Source organism: Xanthomonas hortorum, assembly GCF_011305375.1.
In the GTDB taxonomy this organism is placed as follows: domain Bacteria; phylum Pseudomonadota; class Gammaproteobacteria; order Xanthomonadales; family Xanthomonadaceae; genus Xanthomonas; species Xanthomonas hortorum_E.
In genome coordinates this window covers 26,403-43,848 of the sequence record NZ_VCME01000027.1, presented here as the reverse complement: position 1 = coordinate 43,848, position 17,446 = coordinate 26,403, and the positions used below count along the sequence as shown (strand labels likewise).

At 63.4% G+C, this 17,446-nt stretch carries 13 protein-coding genes and 1 tRNA gene; all 14 read right to left on the bottom strand.

From position 1 onward, the window contains the following. Positions 1-37: 37 nt before the first annotated feature. The 14 genes from FFY45_RS19990 to folP all read right to left on the bottom strand — a co-directional run bounded on the left by FFY45_RS19990 (position 38) and on the right by folP (position 17,438). A complete protein-coding gene (locus tag FFY45_RS19990; RefSeq protein WP_176341815.1) occupies positions 38-1,984 on the bottom strand; it encodes a methyl-accepting chemotaxis protein in 1,947 nt (648 codons plus the stop codon). 271 nt (positions 1,985-2,255) lie between these two features. Then, a tRNA-Ser gene (locus FFY45_RS19985) sits at positions 2,256-2,348 on the bottom strand. Between the two features lie 82 nt (positions 2,349-2,430). Further along, the gene (csrA, locus tag FFY45_RS19980; RefSeq protein ID WP_003481884.1) at positions 2,431-2,643 is read right to left on the bottom strand and encodes a carbon storage regulator CsrA; all 213 of its coding nucleotides are present in this window, start codon (positions 2,641-2,643) and stop codon (positions 2,431-2,433) included. A 139-nt stretch (positions 2,644-2,782) separates the two neighbouring features. Further along, positions 2,783-5,431, bottom strand: coding sequence for an alanine--tRNA ligase (alaS, locus tag FFY45_RS19975; RefSeq protein ID WP_176341765.1), 2,649 nt, complete (start codon positions 5,429-5,431; stop codon positions 2,783-2,785). Between the two features lie 100 nt (positions 5,432-5,531). Beyond that, on the bottom strand, positions 5,532-6,020 hold the full coding sequence (gene recX / locus FFY45_RS19970; protein ID WP_023903754.1) for a recombination regulator RecX: 489 nt from the start codon (positions 6,018-6,020) through the stop codon (positions 5,532-5,534). Positions 6,021-6,303: 283 nt separating this feature from the next. Next, a complete protein-coding gene (gene recA / locus FFY45_RS19965; protein WP_006453296.1) occupies positions 6,304-7,338 on the bottom strand; it encodes a recombinase RecA in 1,035 nt (344 codons plus the stop codon). Positions 7,339-7,510: 172 nt separating this feature from the next. Further along, entirely contained in the window at positions 7,511-8,152 is a 642-nt protein-coding gene (gene lexA, locus FFY45_RS19960) for a transcriptional repressor LexA (RefSeq protein ID WP_176341764.1), read from the bottom strand. 109 nt (positions 8,153-8,261) lie between these two features. Further along, on the bottom strand, positions 8,262-9,938 hold the full coding sequence (gene ubiB / locus FFY45_RS19955) for a 2-polyprenylphenol 6-hydroxylase (RefSeq protein WP_023903752.1): 1,677 nt from the start codon (positions 9,936-9,938) through the stop codon (positions 8,262-8,264). A gap of 431 nt (positions 9,939-10,369) precedes the next feature. Beyond that, entirely contained in the window at positions 10,370-12,904 is a 2,535-nt protein-coding gene (locus tag FFY45_RS19950; protein ID WP_176341763.1) for a TonB-dependent receptor, read from the bottom strand. A 270-nt stretch (positions 12,905-13,174) separates the two neighbouring features. After that, entirely contained in the window at positions 13,175-13,669 is a 495-nt protein-coding gene (locus FFY45_RS19945) for a CinA family protein (protein WP_023903749.1), read from the bottom strand. A gap of 195 nt (positions 13,670-13,864) precedes the next feature. Further along, positions 13,865-15,184 (bottom strand): ribosome rescue GTPase HflX, encoded by a 1,320-nt coding sequence (gene hflX / locus FFY45_RS19940; RefSeq protein ID WP_176341762.1) that lies wholly within the window; start codon positions 15,182-15,184, stop codon positions 13,865-13,867. A gap of 11 nt (positions 15,185-15,195) precedes the next feature. Then, positions 15,196-15,474, bottom strand: a complete 279-nt coding sequence (gene hfq, locus FFY45_RS19935) for an RNA chaperone Hfq (protein ID WP_043889764.1) — start codon at positions 15,472-15,474, stop codon at positions 15,196-15,198. A gap of 78 nt (positions 15,475-15,552) precedes the next feature. Then, positions 15,553-16,536 (bottom strand): tRNA (adenosine(37)-N6)-dimethylallyltransferase MiaA, encoded by a 984-nt coding sequence (gene miaA / locus FFY45_RS19930; protein WP_176341813.1) that lies wholly within the window; start codon positions 16,534-16,536, stop codon positions 15,553-15,555. After that, the gene (gene folP, locus FFY45_RS19925) at positions 16,536-17,438 is read right to left on the bottom strand and encodes a dihydropteroate synthase (RefSeq protein ID WP_176341814.1); all 903 of its coding nucleotides are present in this window, start codon (positions 17,436-17,438) and stop codon (positions 16,536-16,538) included. Before folP ends, miaA begins: the two co-directional genes overlap by 1 nt. Positions 17,439-17,446: the final 8 nt, after the last annotated feature.

The following is a 17,446-nucleotide window of genomic DNA, read 5'->3' as shown; positions in this document are numbered from 1 at the left end:
CGAATGCACCAGACCCCTCACAGTCACGTGGCCTGAGTCACGCGGCCTGCGATTTGGCGAACGGCTCTGCGTGTGCCTCTTTCCTTGCAGAAGACCCTTCGGCATCGCCGTTGACCAGTGCGAACAAGGCATCCGCATCAGCTTCGAGCACATGCGCCGAACGCGCCAGATCATCGACCATCCGCGCCTGATCGCGCGCCTGCACGCCAATGGATTGCAGCGCCGTGTTGGCGGTCGAAATATCCTGCGCCTGCTCCTGGCTGGCGGCGGCGATCTGCTCCACGGTTGCGGTCACACGCAGTACCGAGCCGACCATATCCTGCATCACCACACCGGCCTGTTCGGCCAGGCGCGAACCATCGCCAACCTGATCGGTCGCGTTGTCGATCAGGGAACGAATCTCCTTGGCCGACACACTGCAGCGCTGCGCCAGGCTACGCACCTCGGTCGCCACCACGGCAAATCCACGCCCCTGCTCGCCGGCGCGCGCCGCTTCCACCGCCGCGTTGAGCGCCAGGATGTTGGTCTGGAAGGCGATGCCGTCGATCACCTCGATGATCTGGCCGATGCGATCGGTCGCCGAACGAATGTTGGCGGTGGTCTTGACCACCTCGGCGATGACCTCGGCACCGCGTCGCGCAACATTGGCCGACTCTTCGGCCATGCGCTGCGCCGACCCCGCGCTCTCGGAATTGATGCGCACGGTTTCCGCCAGCTGATCGATGGTGGTCGAGGTCTGCGCCACTGCGGTGGACTGCGAGGATGCGCGGCTCACCAGTTCCTCATTGCTGATCGAAATATGGTGCGCCTCGCGCTGCACGTTCTGCGCGATGCTCATGGTCTGCTGCATCAACTCGCGCATGCGCTCGGCCGAGCGCACTTGATCGGTCACATCGGTGGCGTACTTGACCACCTTGTACGGCCGTCCGGAGACATCCAGGATCGGGTTGTAGGAGGCCTGGATCCACACCGCGCTGCCGTCCTTGCGCAGCCGGCGATAACGGCCCGCATCGAACTGCCCACGCGCGAGCTTCGCCCAGAAATTGCGGTACTCCTCGGAGGCGCCATACACCGCATCCACGAACACGCGATGGTGCTGGCCGATCGCTTCGGCGGCCGGATATCCCAAAATCGCCAGGAAATTATCGTTGGCGCTCAGTACGCGCCCTTCCAGATCGAATTCGATCACGCCCATCACCTTGTCGATGGCCTGGATGCGGCCATCCGCATCGGCCGAATCGATCACCTGACGGGTCACCTCGGTAGCGTACTTGACCACCTTGTATGGACGCCCATGCTCATCGAGGACCGGGTTGTAGGACGCCTGGATCCACACGTCCTGCCCATCCTTACCAACGCGCTTGTAGCGCCCCGCATCGAATGCGCCGCGCCCGAGCTTTTCCCAGAACGCGCGATAGGCCGCCGATTGGCGCGTGGACGCATCCACGAACATGCCGTGATGCTTGCCGCGGATCTCATCGAGCCGGTAACCCATCACCTGCAGAAAATTCTGGTTGGCCTCGAGCACGGTGCCATCCAGCGAAAACTCGATGACCGCCATGACCCGGTCGATCGCATCGATCCGCCCTTCGAAATCGGCGGTCTGGCGCACCTGCGCCGTGATGTCGGTGGCGTACTTCACCACGCGATAGGCGTTGCCGGATCGATCCAGCAGCGGGTTGTACGACGCGTTGATCCACACCTCGCGCCCGTGTTTGTCCAACCGGCAAAAGCGCCCGGCGTTGAAGTCGCCACGCCGCAGCGCCGCCCAGAACTGACGATAGCTTTCGCTGTCGCGATCACTGGCAGTCACGAACATGCGGTGATGCTGGCCGACCACCTCGTCCAGCCGATAGCCCATCAAGGACAGGAAGTTCTCGTTCGCATCCAGAATGCGGCCATCCAGATCGAACTCGATCACCGCCATCACCCGGTCCACCGCATTGGCCTTGTGCTGCAGCCCACGGCCCCAGAAAGAGAACAGGCGTCCAAGCAGTGGCGGTAGGCGCATCACGTTGAAGTCCGAGATATATGTCACGTGTTTAGCGACCTATACCGGAGTTACTTGAACCGCTTCATGCAGCACGTTTGAGGCGATTCAGATGCTGCCGCGACAACCAGATGCCTTATGCAGGATGCGGCGAGCCGACTGGCAGTAAGCATGCTGCGCGGCTCACTCGAAAGGGCTTGCAAACCCATGCCGCGATGCAAATAAAAACGCCCGCAAATCAAAGATTTGCGGGCGTCTAGAACACTGGCGGAGCGAGAGGGATTCGAACCCTCGATAGAGCTTTTGACCCTATACTCCCTTAGCAGGGGAGCCCCTTCAGCCGCTCGGGCATCGCTCCAGTTTCACGTCCTGCCGCGTTGTCCGTGGCAGGCCGCGAAGAATACCGGGTAAGGGGGGTTAACGTAAACCCTTTGCGACAATCAATTCGAAGAATCGTCGCCGTGATGCGCGCCGGAAGCGACCGGCTCATCGCCACGCTGGATGCGCTGATAGATTTCTTCGCGGTGCACAGCCACATCTTTCGGTGCGGTGATGCCAATGCGCACCTGATTACCCTTGACGCCGAGCACGGTAACAGTGACCGAGTCGCCGATCATCAAGGTTTCGCCTACCCGGCGAGTGAGGATCAACATTTTTCAAATCTCCTGGAACCGGTGGGTTTCCCACCAGCATCGACGGCCTCCTGATGAGACGCGTCTATAGGTAAAGGGAATAGACCGGAAATGGTAGCGGCAGATCCTGCCAGCCAGCAAGGCATGGCAGGACAAGTGTTCAGCCCAAGTGTTGCTTGACCCAGGAGTGCACGCCGTCAAGCGCGGTCGCAAGGGCGGGCCCGTCCTCGCCACCACCCTGGGCGAGATCCGGACGGCCACCGCCCTTGCCCCCGATCTGACTGGCGATATGGCCGAGGAGTTCCCCTGCCTTCACCTTGCCAGTTGGGCTACCGTTCACGCCGGCAACAAGCGCGACCTTGCCGGCAGATGCTCCCGCCAGCACGATCACCGAATCGCCCAATTGCTGCTTCAGCCGATCCATCGCATCGCGCAGTGCCTTGGCGTCGAAGCCTTCCAGACGCACTGCGATGACCTTGACTCCGGCCACGTCGACAGCACTGGCGCCCAGATCTGCAGTCGCACCAGAGGCGAGCTTGGCCTTGAGTGATTCCAGCTCACGCTCCAGACGCTTCTGGCGCTCGGTGAGCGCGCGCACCTTGTCGACGACTTCAGTCGCATTGCCGCCGAGCAGATGAGCGGCCTCAAGCAGACGACGCTCTTCGTCGGCCACGTAGTCCAGCGCGCCCTGCCCGGTCACCGCTTCGATACGGCGCACGCCCGAAGACACACCACCCTCGGAGGTGATCTTGAACAGGCCGATATCGCCAGTGCGGGTGACGTGGGTGCCGCCGCAGAGTTCGGTCGAATACCCACCCATCTTCAGTACACGCACGTTCTCGCCGTACTTCTCGCCAAACAACGCCATCGCGCCGAAATCCAGCGCTTCCTGCATGGCCATGTTGTGCACCTCCACACTGTGGTTGGTGCGCACCTCGGCGTTGACCTTGCGTTCGATCACGGCGAGTTCTTCGGCAGTGATCGGCTGAAAATGCGAGAAGTCGAAACGCAGACGGTCCGGCGCAACCAACGATCCCTTCTGCTGGACGTGCGTGCCCAACACTTCGCGCAAGGCCGCATGCAGCAGATGCGTGGCCGAGTGATTGAGGATGGTCTTGCCGCGACGCTGCACGTCGATCCCGCCGGACAGCACATCGCCCAGCGCAAGCGCACCTTCGGTGATGCGCCCTACGTGACCATGGAACTGCCCGGCGAACTTCTGCGTATCGGCAACGTCGATGGAGACACCGGTCCCGCTCAGTTGACCGCTATCGCCGACCTGACCACCGGACTCGGCATAGAACGGTGTGCGGTCGGTGAACACGATGACCTCGTCACCGGCGTCGGCGCGCTCGACCGGACGGCCCTGCTTGAGCAGCGCGACGACCTTGAGCGCATCGGCGTCGTAAGCCTCGTAGCCCAGAAACACCGTCGGCGACATGGTGGCGACCAGATCGGCCGGCAATGCGACGCCACCACCGAACTTGCCTGCGGCGCGCGCCGTCTCGCGCTGACGCTCCATGGCGAACTCGAAGCCCTCCATGTCCACACGCAAGCCGCGCTCGCGCGCGATGTCGGAGGTCAGGTCGACCGGAAATCCGTAGGTGTCGAAGAGGCGGAATGCATCGGCACCGGGAATGACCTCCTGCGAGCGCGAAGCGACATCGTCGAAGATCTTCATGCCGGCGTCCAGCGTTTCGGCAAAGCGCTCTTCCTCGGCCAGCAAGGCGCGCCCGACCGTCGCTTGAGCGACCACCAGCTCCGGATAGGCCTCACCCATCAGCTCGACCAGGGTCGGCACCATCTTGCTGAAGAACGGCTGGCGCACACCGAGCATCCAGCCATGGCGCAGCGCACGCCGGATGATCCGGCGCAACACATAGCCACGACCTTCGTTGGAGGGCAGCACGCCATCGACGATCAGGAACGAACAGGCGCGGATGTGATCGGCGATCACCCGCAGCGACTTGTTTTCCAGATCGGCAACGCCGGTAAGCGCGCTGGCCTTGCCGATCAACGCTTGGAACACGTCGATTTCGTAATTGGTATGCACGTGCTGCAGGATCGCAGCGAGACGCTCCAGACCCATGCCGGTATCCACACACGGGGCAGGCAACGGAATCAAGGTGCCATCGGGCTGCCGATCGAACTGCATGAAGACCAGATTCCAGATCTCGATGAAGCGATCGCCATCCTCGTCCGGCGAACCCGGCGGACCACCGGCGATGTGATCGCCATGGTCGAAGAAGATCTCGGTGCACGGGCCGCATGGACCGGTATCGGCCATCTGCCAGAAATTGTCGGAGGCATACGGCGCCCCCTTGTTGTCGCCGATGCGCACGATGCGGCTTTCCGGGATGCCGATCATGTCGCGCCACAACGCAAAGGCTTCTTCGTCGGTGTGGTAGACCGTGACCAGCAGGCGATCGGCCGGCAGCTTCCAGATCTGCGTCAGCAGTTCCCATGCCCAGCTGATGGCGTCCTTCTTGAAATAATCGCCGAACGACCAGTTGCCCAGCATTTCGAAGAACGTGTGGTGGCGCGCGGTATAGCCCACCGAATCCAGATCGTTGTGCTTGCCGCCGGCACGCAGGCAGCGCTGCACGTCGGCAGCACGCACATAGCTGCGCTTTTCCGCGCCGAGAAAGACGTCCTTGAATTGGACCATGCCCGAGTTGGTGAACAGCAAGGTCGGGTCGTTGCCCGGCACCAGCGGTGCGGACGGCACGATGGTGTGGCCCTTGCCTTCGAAGAAGGCGAGGAAGTCACTACGGATCTGGGAAGTGCTGTATTTGGCAGGTGCGTTCATGTGCTGGCATTGGGCGGGCGGCGGTCCCGGTCACCCAATGAATGTGGGCGCAGACGAGCGGAACAACCTTAAACCACAAAGGGTAGCAGGCCTGACGTCCTCAGTCCTCAAGGTCGAAGCGCGTGGCGCTGCGAATGCTGTTGCCGTCAAAACCACGCCGGGCCAATAGATCAGCGGCCTTGCGCCGCTGCGGCAGATCCACCGGACCTTGTTCACCGAACCGGCGACGGATCAGATCGCGTGCGTTTTCGGTCCAATCGCCTTCAAAGGTCGCCATTGCAGCACTGATGGCCTCGCTATCCAGGCCATGGGTTCCGAGTTCGGCGCGAATATGCAGTGGACCGTAGCCCGAGCCTGCACGATTACGAACGACCGACGCCGCAAACCGGGTGTCGTCCTGCCAGCCTTCACCCGCGAGACGCTCTACGGCGGCCTCGGCAGCTTCCGGCTCTATGCCGCGTGCCAGCAGCTTGCGGTTCAATTCCTTGCGCGAATGCTCGCGACGCACCAGCAATCCGAGTGCGCGTTGGACCGGCGTCTGCTCCTTGAACCGGCGTCCCCGCTTTGGCGCGGGCTCTTGCTCGTCCATCGTGAGGTGTCCTGAATTACCAAATCACTGCTCAACCAATGCGCCGTCCATGGCGCCTGCCCTCCTGGCCTTCGATAGATCTACCGCGAAGCGCGGCGGCACTGACTCCACCGTCCCCGCGATAGAAAAACTTTGGAGCGGCTATCAAAACCTGTTGCGCTGCTGTCAGGCGGGTGCGGCCAGCGTTAGAGACGAGCACCTACCACTCGTCGCCTGCGCTTCCTGCGCACCGCCCCACCTATCTGACAGCTATCCGCCAGGTTCTTCTGGCTGCTCTGATCGCTTATTCCTTCTCGGCATCGTCGCCGGCTTCACGCGGCGCTTCAGCGGGCTGGAACTTCTCACGCAGCTCGGCTTCAAGCTTGATCGCAACCTGCGGGTTGTCGCGCAGATAGGTCCGCGCATTGTCCTTGCCCTGCCCGATGCGCTCTTCGCCGTAGCTGTACCAGGCGCCTGCCTTCTCGACCAGCTTGGCTTCCACGCCCATATCGATCAATTCGCCCTCGCGGCTGATGCCTTCGCCGTAGAGAATTTCAGTCACGACCTGCTTGAACGGAGGCGCCAGCTTGTTCTTGACCACCTTGATCTTGGTCTGATTGCCGATGATTTCATCGCCCTTCTTGATCGCGCCGATACGACGGATATCCAGACGCACCGAGGCGTAGAACTTCAGCGCATTGCCGCCGGTGGTCACTTCCGGACTCTGGCCCGGCATCATCACGCCGATCTTGTGGCGCAGCTGGTTGATGAAGACCACCAGGGTGTTGGAGCGCTTGATGTTGCCGGTCAGCTTGCGCAGCGCCTGGCTCATCAGACGTGCCTGCAGACCCGGCAGCTGGTCGCCCATCTCGCCTTCGATTTCCGCCTTCGGGGTCAGCGCGGCGACCGAGTCGACCACCACGATGTCCACCGAGCTCGAACGTACCAGCATGTCGGCGATTTCCAACGCCTGCTCACCGGTATCGGGCTGCGACAGCAGCAGGTCGTCGACGTTGACGCCCAGCTTGGCGGCATAGATCGGGTCCAGCGCATGCTCGGCATCGATGAAGGCCGCGGTGCCGCCCTTCTTCTGGCATTCGGCGATCGCCTGCAGGGTCAGGGTGGTCTTGCCCGAGGCTTCCGGCCCGTAGATTTCGACCACGCGGCCCTTGGGCAGACCACCGATGCCAAGTGCGATATCCAGCATCAACGAACCGGTTGGAATGACTTCGACCGCCTCGATGGCGCGGTCGCCCATGCGCATGACCGAACCTTTGCCGAATTGCTTTTCGATCTGGCTCAGTGCTGCGGAAAGGGCGCGCTTTTTGTTCTCATCCATCTGGGTGATCCTTGTCAGTGATTTCGGTGTAGGGCAAATGTAGCGGCGGTGTATCGCACAGTCTGAGACTGGCGGCGACACACTCAGATTAGGGATGCGGGTAGTGCGGTGGCAGCGGGAAATCCTGCGGTGCCGGCTCGGGAAAAAGCCAGCACGCCCATCGGCGCACTGCTCAACGATTTGGCCTCAGTAGCCCGCAATACAAGCCCTCGATCGCGAAATCCTGATCCGGCAACACTTCGATCGGCGCGTAGTCCGGGTTGCGCGGCAGCAGCCGAATGCGGTCCTTGCTGATCTTCAGCAGTTTGACCGTGATCTCCTCATCGATCCGGGCGACCACGATCTGCCCCGAGCGCGCGTCACGGGTGCGATGCACGCCGATCAGGTCGCCGTTGAAGATGCCTTCGTCGCGCATCGAATCGCCCTGCACTTTCAGCAGGTAGTCCGGCGAGGGCGAGAAGAACACCCGGTCCAGCACCACGAAGTCGTCCGAGCCGATATCCGCGCCGATCGGCAGGCCCGCTGCAACGCGGCCCAGCACTGGCAGGCGCAATACGTCATCGCGGACAGGCTCGCTGGCCGGCGGTGTGCGCGACTGCGCGCCCCGCCCGGCCAGGCGGATGCCACGCGCTTGACCCGGAACACGACGGATCGCACCCGCCTGTTCCAGCGCCTCCAGGTGGTACTGCGCTGCGCGCACGCCCTTGAAACCGAACGCGCGCGCGATCTCGGTTTGCGAGGGCGGCACGCCGTCGGCATCGATGCGCTCGGCGATCAAGGCCAGGATTGCTTGCTGGGTATCGGTCAGTTCCATGGTTAGTAGTATTACTACTAACTGACGCCTGCGCAACTGTTGTCTGCAGCTTTGGTCTGCAACCCGACGAGCGGGTTGCAGACAGCTGCATCGCAGCCGAACGGTTGCGTTAACGCCGGCTGCGCCAGATCGAGAACAGGATCCAGATGCCGCACAGTGCCGCACCGATGAACCCGCCGACACCCAACGCCAGCAGCCAGCGACTGGCACTGCCGCCGACGCTGTTCATGACGATAGACGAGCCAATCACCAACGCGGCGGTGACAATGCCCATGGTGAGCCGATTGGCGGCACGATCGACCTGTTCGCCAAACTCGCGCAACGCACGCGTTTCGACGTGCAGTTGCAGCTTGCCGCGACGCGCGGCCTGCAGCAGCCGTTTGAGATCGCGCGGCAGATCGCCAAGTAGATCGATCGCCCCGGTCACGGTACGCCGGCTGCGCCGCAACATCGCGCTCGGTGCGTAACGCTGCAACACCACGCGTTCAAGATACGGGCGCGCCTCGCTGGCCATGTCGAAATCCGGGTCGAGCTGGCGGCCCATGCCTTCGAGCGTGAGAAACGCCTTGATCATCAACGCCAGATCCGAGGGCAACGTGAGCCCGTGATCGCGCAGGATGGACGTGACATCGCCAAGCATTGCGCCGATGCGCAGTTCCTTCAAAGGCACGCCACGATACTCGTCGACGAAGGCGCCGATGTCCTGCTGCAAGCGCGACTCATCGACATCCAGATTGGTGCCGGCCCATTCCAGCAGCACGTCGATGACCGCTTCGGCGTCGTAGCTCACCATGCCGTGCAGCAGTTGCGCGACCTGGAACCGGCGCTGCTCGGAAACGCGCCCGACCATGCCGAAGTCGATCACCGCGATGCGCCCGTCGCGCAGATAGAAAATGTTTCCCGGGTGCGGGTCGGCATGGAAGCAGCCATCCTGCAGCACCATCTTGAACACGATGCCGGCACCGGTGCGTGCGAGCGCCTTGCGGTCCAGGCCGGCCGCATCGACTGCGGCCAGATCGCGCCCGGGAATACCGTCGATGAACTCCTGCACATTCAGCGATTCGCAGGTCCACTCCCAATACACCTTTGGCACCACGACATTGGGGTCGTTGGCGAAATTGGCGGCGATGCGTTCGGCATTGCGGCACTCGGCGGCGAAGTCGAGTTCGCGCCGCAGGGACACGGTGAATTGCTGTACGACTTCGGCGGGGCGATAGCGTTTCAGGTCGGGGGCACGAGCTTCCACGATCTCCGCCAGCCGCGCGAGCAGGCGCAGATCCGCATCGATGGTGTCGCCGATGCCGGGGCGACGGATCTTCAACACCACCGGTGTGCCATCGGCGAGCCAGGCCCGATGCGTCTGCGCCAGCGATGCGGCAGCCAACGGTTGCTCGTCCAGGCGCGCGAAGATGCTCTCGGGCTCGGCGCCCAGCGCTGCGACCAATTGCGGGCGGATCTGCTCGAACGGCAGCGCGGGAACTGCGTTCTGCAGCTCGCTCAACTCTTCGATCCATTCCTGCGGCAACAGGTCCACGCGTGTGGCCAGCACCTGCCCCAGCTTGACGAAGGTTGGCCCGAGTTCTTCCAGGGCGCGCCGCACGCGCATCGCGGCGGACATGCGCAAACGGCCCTCGGCGTTATGCCAGTGCAACAGCTTGCCGGCACGTTCGAGCACATCGGCCAGACCGATACGGCGTACCACGTCGCCGAACCCGTAACGAATCAGGACCGCGGCGATTTCCTGCAGACGTCCGAGGTCACGAACGGTGCCGAGCGCTTCCCACATCAGTGCACCGCCTGTGCGTGTGCGGCAGCCAGACGCTGCACGCGTGCAGGAGGTGCAGCGCGTTGCGGGTCGTCGAAGATCGACTGCATCGGGGCTGTGTTTCGAGACGATCCCGGTGCCATGCAGGCACCTGCATCATCACGCACGCGCGGGGTCATCGAGTGACCGGCAGATGTGTATGCAGGCGGTTGAAAATAGGCGCCCGGGCGATCCAGAGACGCGAGCCGTCTGCCAACTGCCTCTGGCATGGACGAAAACAACACAGGGGCGAAAATCAGATGCATCGGCACGCAGCTCAACAGCGAGAGCTTGTTTGTAGCCGATCTGCATGACGATGTCGCGCCTCCCTCAACATCAGGCTTAGCCCACGTTAGATCGTGCTTGCTGTAACGCGTCCGTGTAACGCTGCCAGGAAGTCGGGCGAAACAGGCTCAATAACGCAGCCGCAGCGTCACTCCATACGTGCGCGGCGCACCCAGAAACGCATTCCACGAACCAGCCTGGAGCGGCGCGTCGATGACGATCTGCCGATAGGTTTCATTGCCGAGATTTTCTGCCCATGCTTCCAGCAACCAGCGCTTGTCGTTGGCGCCGATGCCGAAGCGCGCATTGAGCAAGGTGTAGCCCGGTTGCGATTTTTGAGGATCCAGATCCGAGCCTGCGTTGTATTCGGAGCTGTACTTGGCGCCAACGTTGAAACGGCCCGTGAGCCGATTGCCAAGCGCGCGTTCGTAGGTCACCGATAGATTGGCCGACCAGCGCGGCGCAAAACTCAAACGGCTGCCCGGCAGCAGCGCCAGATCCGCATCCGGTAAAAGATCGTCGCCATAGCGGGTGTCGGTATAGCTGAGCCCGCCTTGCAGCATCAGGCCAGGCACTGCGCCCTGCCACAGAATTTCGGTATCGATGCCGCGCGACACCACGGTGGGAATGGCACGCACCACAAAGCTGGTCCCCAGGAAGTTGTTGAGCTGAAAATCGCTGAAATCCTGATAGAACACCGCTGCATTCAACAGCAGGTTGCCACCGAGCCAGGTGCTCTTGGCACCGAGCTCGTAGCTGTCGACGAACTCGCCCGGGAACGCGGTGTCATCCACCGGCAGGATGCCCTGCACGCCGCTGGACAAGCCATCGGAGGACTGCACGCGATCCAGATTGAAACCGCCTGCCTTGTAGCCACGCGCCGCCGACACATACGTCATCAGCGCATCGTTCCAGCGATACGCCAGCTTGGCGGTACCGGACCACTCGCGCTCGGTGCGTTGCTGCTCGGTCCGACGACCATCATGGGCAACATTGGCCCAAGGCAGACAGGTGAAACCGATCACTTGCGGTGCGATCGTCGGCACCGCAGATGCGGGCACACCGCGCGCCACCAGCGCCGCACCGATCCGCCGTAATGCAGCCGGATCGACCTGGCCGCTAGGCGCGAAATAACTGGCGCACGCCGGGCTCCCATCGGGATTCTGGAATGCCGATCGCAACGTTTTGTTCTCGTAGGTGTAGCGCAACCCCACCACGACATCCAGCGCGTCGGTGGCATGCCAGGTGTTGTTGGTGAACAGCGCGGCGCTGGTGCCATCCTGCCGAAAGCGGTCCTGGCTCCCCTGGCCGCGGAACAGCGTGCCGGCCGGCAAGCCGGTGGCGTCGGCGAGAAAACGCGTCGCATCCGCACGTGCGGCCAACGCCGGATTGACGCGTGCAAGCAGCACGCTCGACAGATAAGGCTCGTACGCACTGCCGAAGCGATAGGACTCGTTGCGATGCAGGGTTTCGTCTGCGTAAAACGCGCCGACCATCCAATCGAGACGCTCACTCGATCCAGCCAGGCGCAGTTCCTGACTGAAGGTCTTGAACCTGGTCAGCATCTCGTCCTCGCGCGGAGCGCGGTAGAGAATGTCTGCGGCGCTGTAATCGAAATCCAGGCCGTTGACGGATTTCCAGTCGCGCACTGCGGTGATCGAAGTCAGCACCGCCTCGCTCAACCATGGGGTGGTCCAGTCGATCTGTGCGGACACGCCCTTGTCCTGAATCTCCTGCGCGGTGCTGCGATTGCTGTAGGCACGCCTGCTCTGCGGGTCGGCACGTGGAAGGGTGCCCTGCCCGCCCGGCGTCAGCGCATCGATCAGCGCAGCGGTCGGCCCGCGCTCGGTGGTCACGGTGACGCAGCAATTTTCCTGGCGGCTGGTGTCGTCGGCCGTCAGATTGATGTCCAGATCGTCGGTGGGCTCCCAAAGAAGCTGCACGCGCGCGGTGCGCAGATTCTGGTCGCCATCGTCGGTGGCGGTGCGCGGACCAGCGCCGGTGACCACCTGCTCGAATCCATCGCGACGCCGTCTGGCGGCATACACGCGTAATGCGCTGGTGTCGCCCAGCGCATCGTTGAAGGCGGCGGCAATCCCGAGCGCGCCATAGTTGCCCGCGGTGATTTCGGCATCGGCGCTGCGGGTAAAACTGGGCCGGCGCGTGACCACGTTGATGACGCCGGCCGAGGTGTTCTTGCCGAACACGGTGCCTTGCGGGCCTTTCAACACTTCGATGCGCTCAAGCTCTCCCAGGTCGGCAAAGCTCACGCCGTTGCGCGCGCGGGCCACGCCATCGATGACCACACCCACCGAGGATTCGAGCCCGGCATTGTCGCCAACCGTGCCGATGCCGCGAATGCGCGCGGTGGTCTGGGCTGCACTTTGACTGCTGGTCACGATCAAGCCGGGCACCAGCATCTGCAGCTCCTTGATGTCGTGCACGCCGCTGTCCTGCAACAGCTGCTCGGGAAGCACCGAAAGCACCACCGGCACATTCTGCAGCGATTCCTCGCGCTTTTGCGCGGTGACCTTGAGCGCTGCCAGCGTTGCCGGCTCCTTTGGATCTGGCTGCGCCGTTGTCTGTGCACACAGCGGCGATACCTGCATGCCCGCAAAAAGTGCGAGCGCAAGCGTGGTGCCACGTTGCTGATCCATACCCATGTTCCCCCGACAAAGCGCGCAGGCGATGCAGTACGGCGAGCGCCGCAGTTCGCGTGGCTTCACACCTTACCGGGTTAACGAGACTGAGCAACGCAGGTAACCGAACACGCGGAGCGCGTGACGAATGCCGCTATCGTTCGATACGCATTGGAGCCATGCGTTAAAACAATGCCACGCATCGTCAGGCGAGCATCGCGGCGTTGGCAATCACACTTGTGCGACACATCAGACAGCTAATGCACCAGAGCGGCTGGCGCGCAGATCACGCACCTATAGCAATGCGCTCAAACCGCGCAGCGCCGCAACCACGGTTTGCCGACGCACTGCATCGCGATCGCCATTGAACTGGAACAGCTGCGCAGTGGCATAACCGCCACGACGCTTCCAGCCGATCCACACCGTGCCGACCGGCTTGTCCTCGCTGCCGCCACCCGGCCCGGCAATGCCGGTCACCGCCACGGCGATGCTGGCGCCGGAATTGACCAGCGCACCGGACACCATTTCGATCACCGTTTCGCGGCTGACCGCACCGTGCACTTCCAGCGTGTGCGGCCGCACGCCGAGCAATGCCTGCTTGGCCTCGTAGCTGTAGGCGGCCATGCCGCAATCGAACCAGTGCGAAGAGCCCGCCACATCCGTCACCGCCTTGGCGATCCAGCCGCCGGTGCAGCTCTCGGCGGTGACCAGGCGCTCGCGCGCGGCAAGCAGTTGCTGACCAAGGGTTTCGGCCAGCTGCTGCAGTTCGAAATCGGCGGACATGGACATAGGCAAGGGAATAAAGAGGCAGCGAACGTTTTAGCCCAATTCGTCCCATCTGTCTGCGGCGGCTGCAGAAACGGGACAGCCACGGCGTGGCAGAGGTTCAGTGGCGATATGCGCAAGGCAGGCGTACTGCTCGGCCCGCGCTGAATCGACTCGGGCGTTCTGCACAGTCGAGCCAACCCGACTGTGCAGTGCCGATCACGATTCCCAGTCTTCGCGGCGATCCGGCAGCATCGCGCGCAGCGGTGTGCCGTCTTCGGTGGCGGCGAGCCGCTCGGCTTCGACCATCGGCAGATCGACGTCCAGCAACCAGCCATCCTCGTCGGATTGCTCGTTACGCACCACTTCCAGCTGATGCAGCCTGGAACGCAAGCGCCCCGCAGACGGCGGCAGCCGCAGCTGTCCGGTCAGATGACGCAGATCCAGCCGCTGGCCGAGTGCGTGTTGCAACTCTTCCAGCCCGCGTCCATCGCGCGCAGAGACCCACACGCGTTCGCGCCGCGCCTGGTCGGGGATGCCGTCCTGTGCATCGTGACGCACTTGCGCGCCCTCGATCTTGTCGATCTTGTTGAACACCAGCAGCTGCGGCAGATCGCCCGCGCCGACGGCATGCAACACCTCATCGACCTGGCGGATGCGTTCTTCGCGCAACGGGTCGGCTGCATCGACGATGTGCAGCAACAGATCGGCGTCGCGTGCTTCGGACAGGGTCGAGCGGAACGCGGCGACCAGTTGGTGCGGCAGATCGCGTACGAAGCCGACCGTATCGGCCAGGATCGCACTGCCGCCCGGCAACGCGATGCGGCGCACGGTGGGATCGAGCGTGGCGAACAATTGGTCGGCCACGTAGGCCTCGGCACCGGTCAACGCATTGAACAGCGTCGATTTGCCGGCGTTGGTATAGCCGACCAATGCAATGCGCGGCAGTTCGCTGCGCATGCGCGCGCGGCGCATCTGGGTGCGCTGCACCTCGACTTTTTCCAGCCGCTGCTGCAACTGCTCCACCCGCTTCTGCAGCAGGCGGCGGTCGGTTTCCAGCTGGGTTTCGCCGGGGCCGCGCAGGCCGATCGCACCGCCGCGCTGTCGCTCCAGGTGGGTCCAGCCGCGCACCAGCCGTGTGGCCATGTGCCGCAACTGTGCCAGTTCGACCTGCAGCTTGCCCTCATGGCTGCGCGCACGTTGCGCGAAGATGTCCAGGATCAACCCGGTGCGGTCGATCACGCGCCGCTCCAGGTAGCGCTCCAGATTGCGCTCCTGACCCGGCGACAAGGTGTGGTTGACCAGCACCAGATCCGCACCGGTTGCTTCGGCAGCGGCCTTGACCTCTTCCAGCTTGCCGCTGCCGATCAGGGTCGACGGGCTCGGTTTGTCGATGCGCGCGGTGAGCGTGGCCGCGATCGTGGCGCCCGCCGACTTTGCAAGGTCGGCGAACTCCTCCAGCACATCCTCTTCGGCAGGCCCACCGGAGTGGGTCTGAATCAACAGCGCATGTTCACCCTTACGTGAGCGATCAAACACGCACTACTCCATTACTGCTCGACGTCGTCATCTTCCGCCTGATTGCCTTCATTGGGTTGCACATAACCACCGCCCGGTCCCACGCGCACATTGCGCGCCGGCACAACCGTGGAAATGGCGTGCTTGTAAACCATCTGACTCACGGTGTTGCGCAGTAGCACTACGAACTGGTCGAACGACTCGATCGTGCCCTGCAGCTTGATGCCGTTGACCAGATACACAGAGACCGGCACCCGCTCGCGCCGCAGCGCGTTGAGGAATGGATCCTGTAAAGATTGCCCCTTAGCCATCGAAAAACTCCTCTTCATTATTGTTCTTATTGTCCCGGTCGACACCTGCCATCCCCAGCCGGCCCCGGAAACGGGATGTTACACGCCTGAAGCCTGCGGCACAGCGGGACGATGAGCGAGGAAGCCGACAAGTGCGTCTTCCAATTGATGCCGGTCACGCTCCGGATCGAACCAGCGCGCGTCGAGCTCGCCACGCAGCCAGGTGAGTTGCCGTTTGGCCAGTTGACGGGTCGCATGGATCGCCTTTTCGCGGAACTGCGCCAAGCTGCCGGCGCCATCCAGATACTCCCAGGCCTGGCGATAACCGACCGCGCGGATCGCAGGCAGATCCAGCGGCGCGGCAACCGCGCGCAGTTGCGGCAGCGCGCGCAGACGCTCCACTTCTGCCAGAAAATCCTGCGCCAGCATGGCGTCCAGTCGCTGTTCGATCCGCGCGTGCAGCACTGCGCGCTCGCGCGGCGCAAGCACTACCTTCAACACCCGCACCGGCAGGCGCGGGCCTGGCGGCAGCGCCTGCCAGTAACTGATCGGTCTGCCGCTGATGCGATAGACCTCCAGCGCTCGCTGGATGCGCTGCGGGTCGGTGATATGGATCCGCGCAGCCGCGACCGGATCGACCTGCGCCAGTTGTGCATGCAGCTCGGCCCAACCGAATTGTTCGGCTTCGGCTGCGATGGTCAGGCGAACCTGCGGATCGGCTTCGGGCAACTGCGACAGCCCTTCCAGCAAGGCGCGAAAATACAATCCGGTGCCGCCGGCGAGAATCGGCAGCTTGCCGCGCGCCACAATCTGATCGATCGCGCGCCGCGCATCGCTGGCGAACTCCGCCGCCGAATAGATCTGCCAGGGATCGCGCAGATCGAGCAGATGATGCGGCACGGCTGCACGCATGGCGGCATCCGGCTTGGCCGCGCCGATCTCCAGCCCGCGATACACCAGTGCCGAATCGACGCTGACGATCTCGCCATTCCAGCGCTGCGCCGCTTCCAGTGCCAGCGCAGTCTTGCCGCTGGCGGTCGGACCCATCAACGCGATTGCGAGCGGGCGTCGGTCGGCCGGCATCAGTCCTCGTCCGGCCAACGGATGGTCGGTACCGAAGGCGCGCTCACGCGCGGCACGGGAATCGCCGACATCGCGCTCCATACCTTCAAAGCATCCACGGTCGCGGCCACATCGTGCACGCGTAGCAACACCGCGCCGTGCTGGGCGGCGATCAGATGCGCGGCGACCGAACCATATACGCGGTCTGCGGCGATCTCGCGGCCGGTCAACTCGCCGATGCTGCGCTTGCGCGACAGCCCTGCCAGCACCGGCAGGCCGAATTCCTGCAGGCGCTGTAGCTGTGCCAGCACGGTGAGGTTATGCGTGGTGGTCTTGTCGAAGCCGAAGCCGGGGTCGAGGATCAGGCGGCGTTTGTCGATGCCGGCCATTTCGGCGGCGAAGATGCGCTCGGCCAGGAAGCGATGCACCTCGGCCACCACGTCGTCGTAGTGCGGCGCGTCCTGCATGGCATGCGGTGCGCTGCGTGCGTGCATCAGCACCACCGGCACGCACAATTCCGATGCAGCGTCCAACGCGCCCGGCGAACGCAGCGCATAAACATCGTTGATCATGCCGGCGCCGGCCGCGACGGCCGCGCGCATCACCTCCGGCTTGTAGGTATCCACACTGATCGGCACGCCGGTCTGCTGCGCCAATGCCTGGATCACCGGAATCACGCGTTGCAGCTCTTCTTCCAGCGCGACCGGGGCCGCGCCAGGACGGGTGGATTCGCCGCCGATATCCAGCACCGCAGCGCCCTCCTCGACCAGACGCAGGCCGTGTGCAATGGCGGCCTCGCAGGTAGCGTGCTGGCCACCTTCGGAAAACGAATCCGGCGTGACATTGACAATACCCATCACCTGCGGCACATCCAGTCGCAGGACGCGACCGGCGCAATCCAGCTTGAGGGCGGTGTCGAACATCATGGGGT

Excerpts from the sequence above, each read along its gene's own strand:
- csrA (WP_003481884.1), bottom strand. The coding sequence starts at position 2,643 with ATGTTGATCCTCACTCGCCGGGTAGGCGAAACCTTGATGATCGGCGAC.
- alaS (WP_176341765.1), bottom strand. The coding sequence starts at position 5,431 with ATGAACGCACCTGCCAAATACAGCACTTCCCAGATCCGTAGTGACTTC.
- recX (WP_023903754.1), bottom strand. The coding sequence starts at position 6,020 with ATGGACGAGCAAGAGCCCGCGCCAAAGCGGGGACGCCGGTTCAAGGAG.
- recA (WP_006453296.1), bottom strand. The coding sequence starts at position 7,338 with ATGGATGAGAACAAAAAGCGCGCCCTTTCCGCAGCACTGAGCCAGATC.
- lexA (WP_176341764.1), bottom strand. The coding sequence starts at position 8,152 with ATGGAACTGACCGATACCCAGCAAGCAATCCTGGCCTTGATCGCCGAG.
- ubiB (WP_023903752.1), bottom strand. The coding sequence starts at position 9,938 with ATGTGGGAAGCGCTCGGCACCGTTCGTGACCTCGGACGTCTGCAGGAA.
- FFY45_RS19950 (WP_176341763.1), bottom strand. The coding sequence starts at position 12,904 with ATGGGTATGGATCAGCAACGTGGCACCACGCTTGCGCTCGCACTTTTT.
- FFY45_RS19945 (WP_023903749.1), bottom strand. The coding sequence starts at position 13,669 with ATGTCCATGTCCGCCGATTTCGAACTGCAGCAGCTGGCCGAAACCCTT.
- hfq (WP_043889764.1), bottom strand. The coding sequence starts at position 15,474 with ATGGCTAAGGGGCAATCTTTACAGGATCCATTCCTCAACGCGCTGCGG.
- miaA (WP_176341813.1), bottom strand. The coding sequence starts at position 16,536 with ATGCCGGCCGACCGACGCCCGCTCGCAATCGCGTTGATGGGTCCGACC.
- folP (WP_176341814.1), bottom strand. The coding sequence starts at position 17,438 with ATGTTCGACACCGCCCTCAAGCTGGATTGCGCCGGTCGCGTCCTGCGA.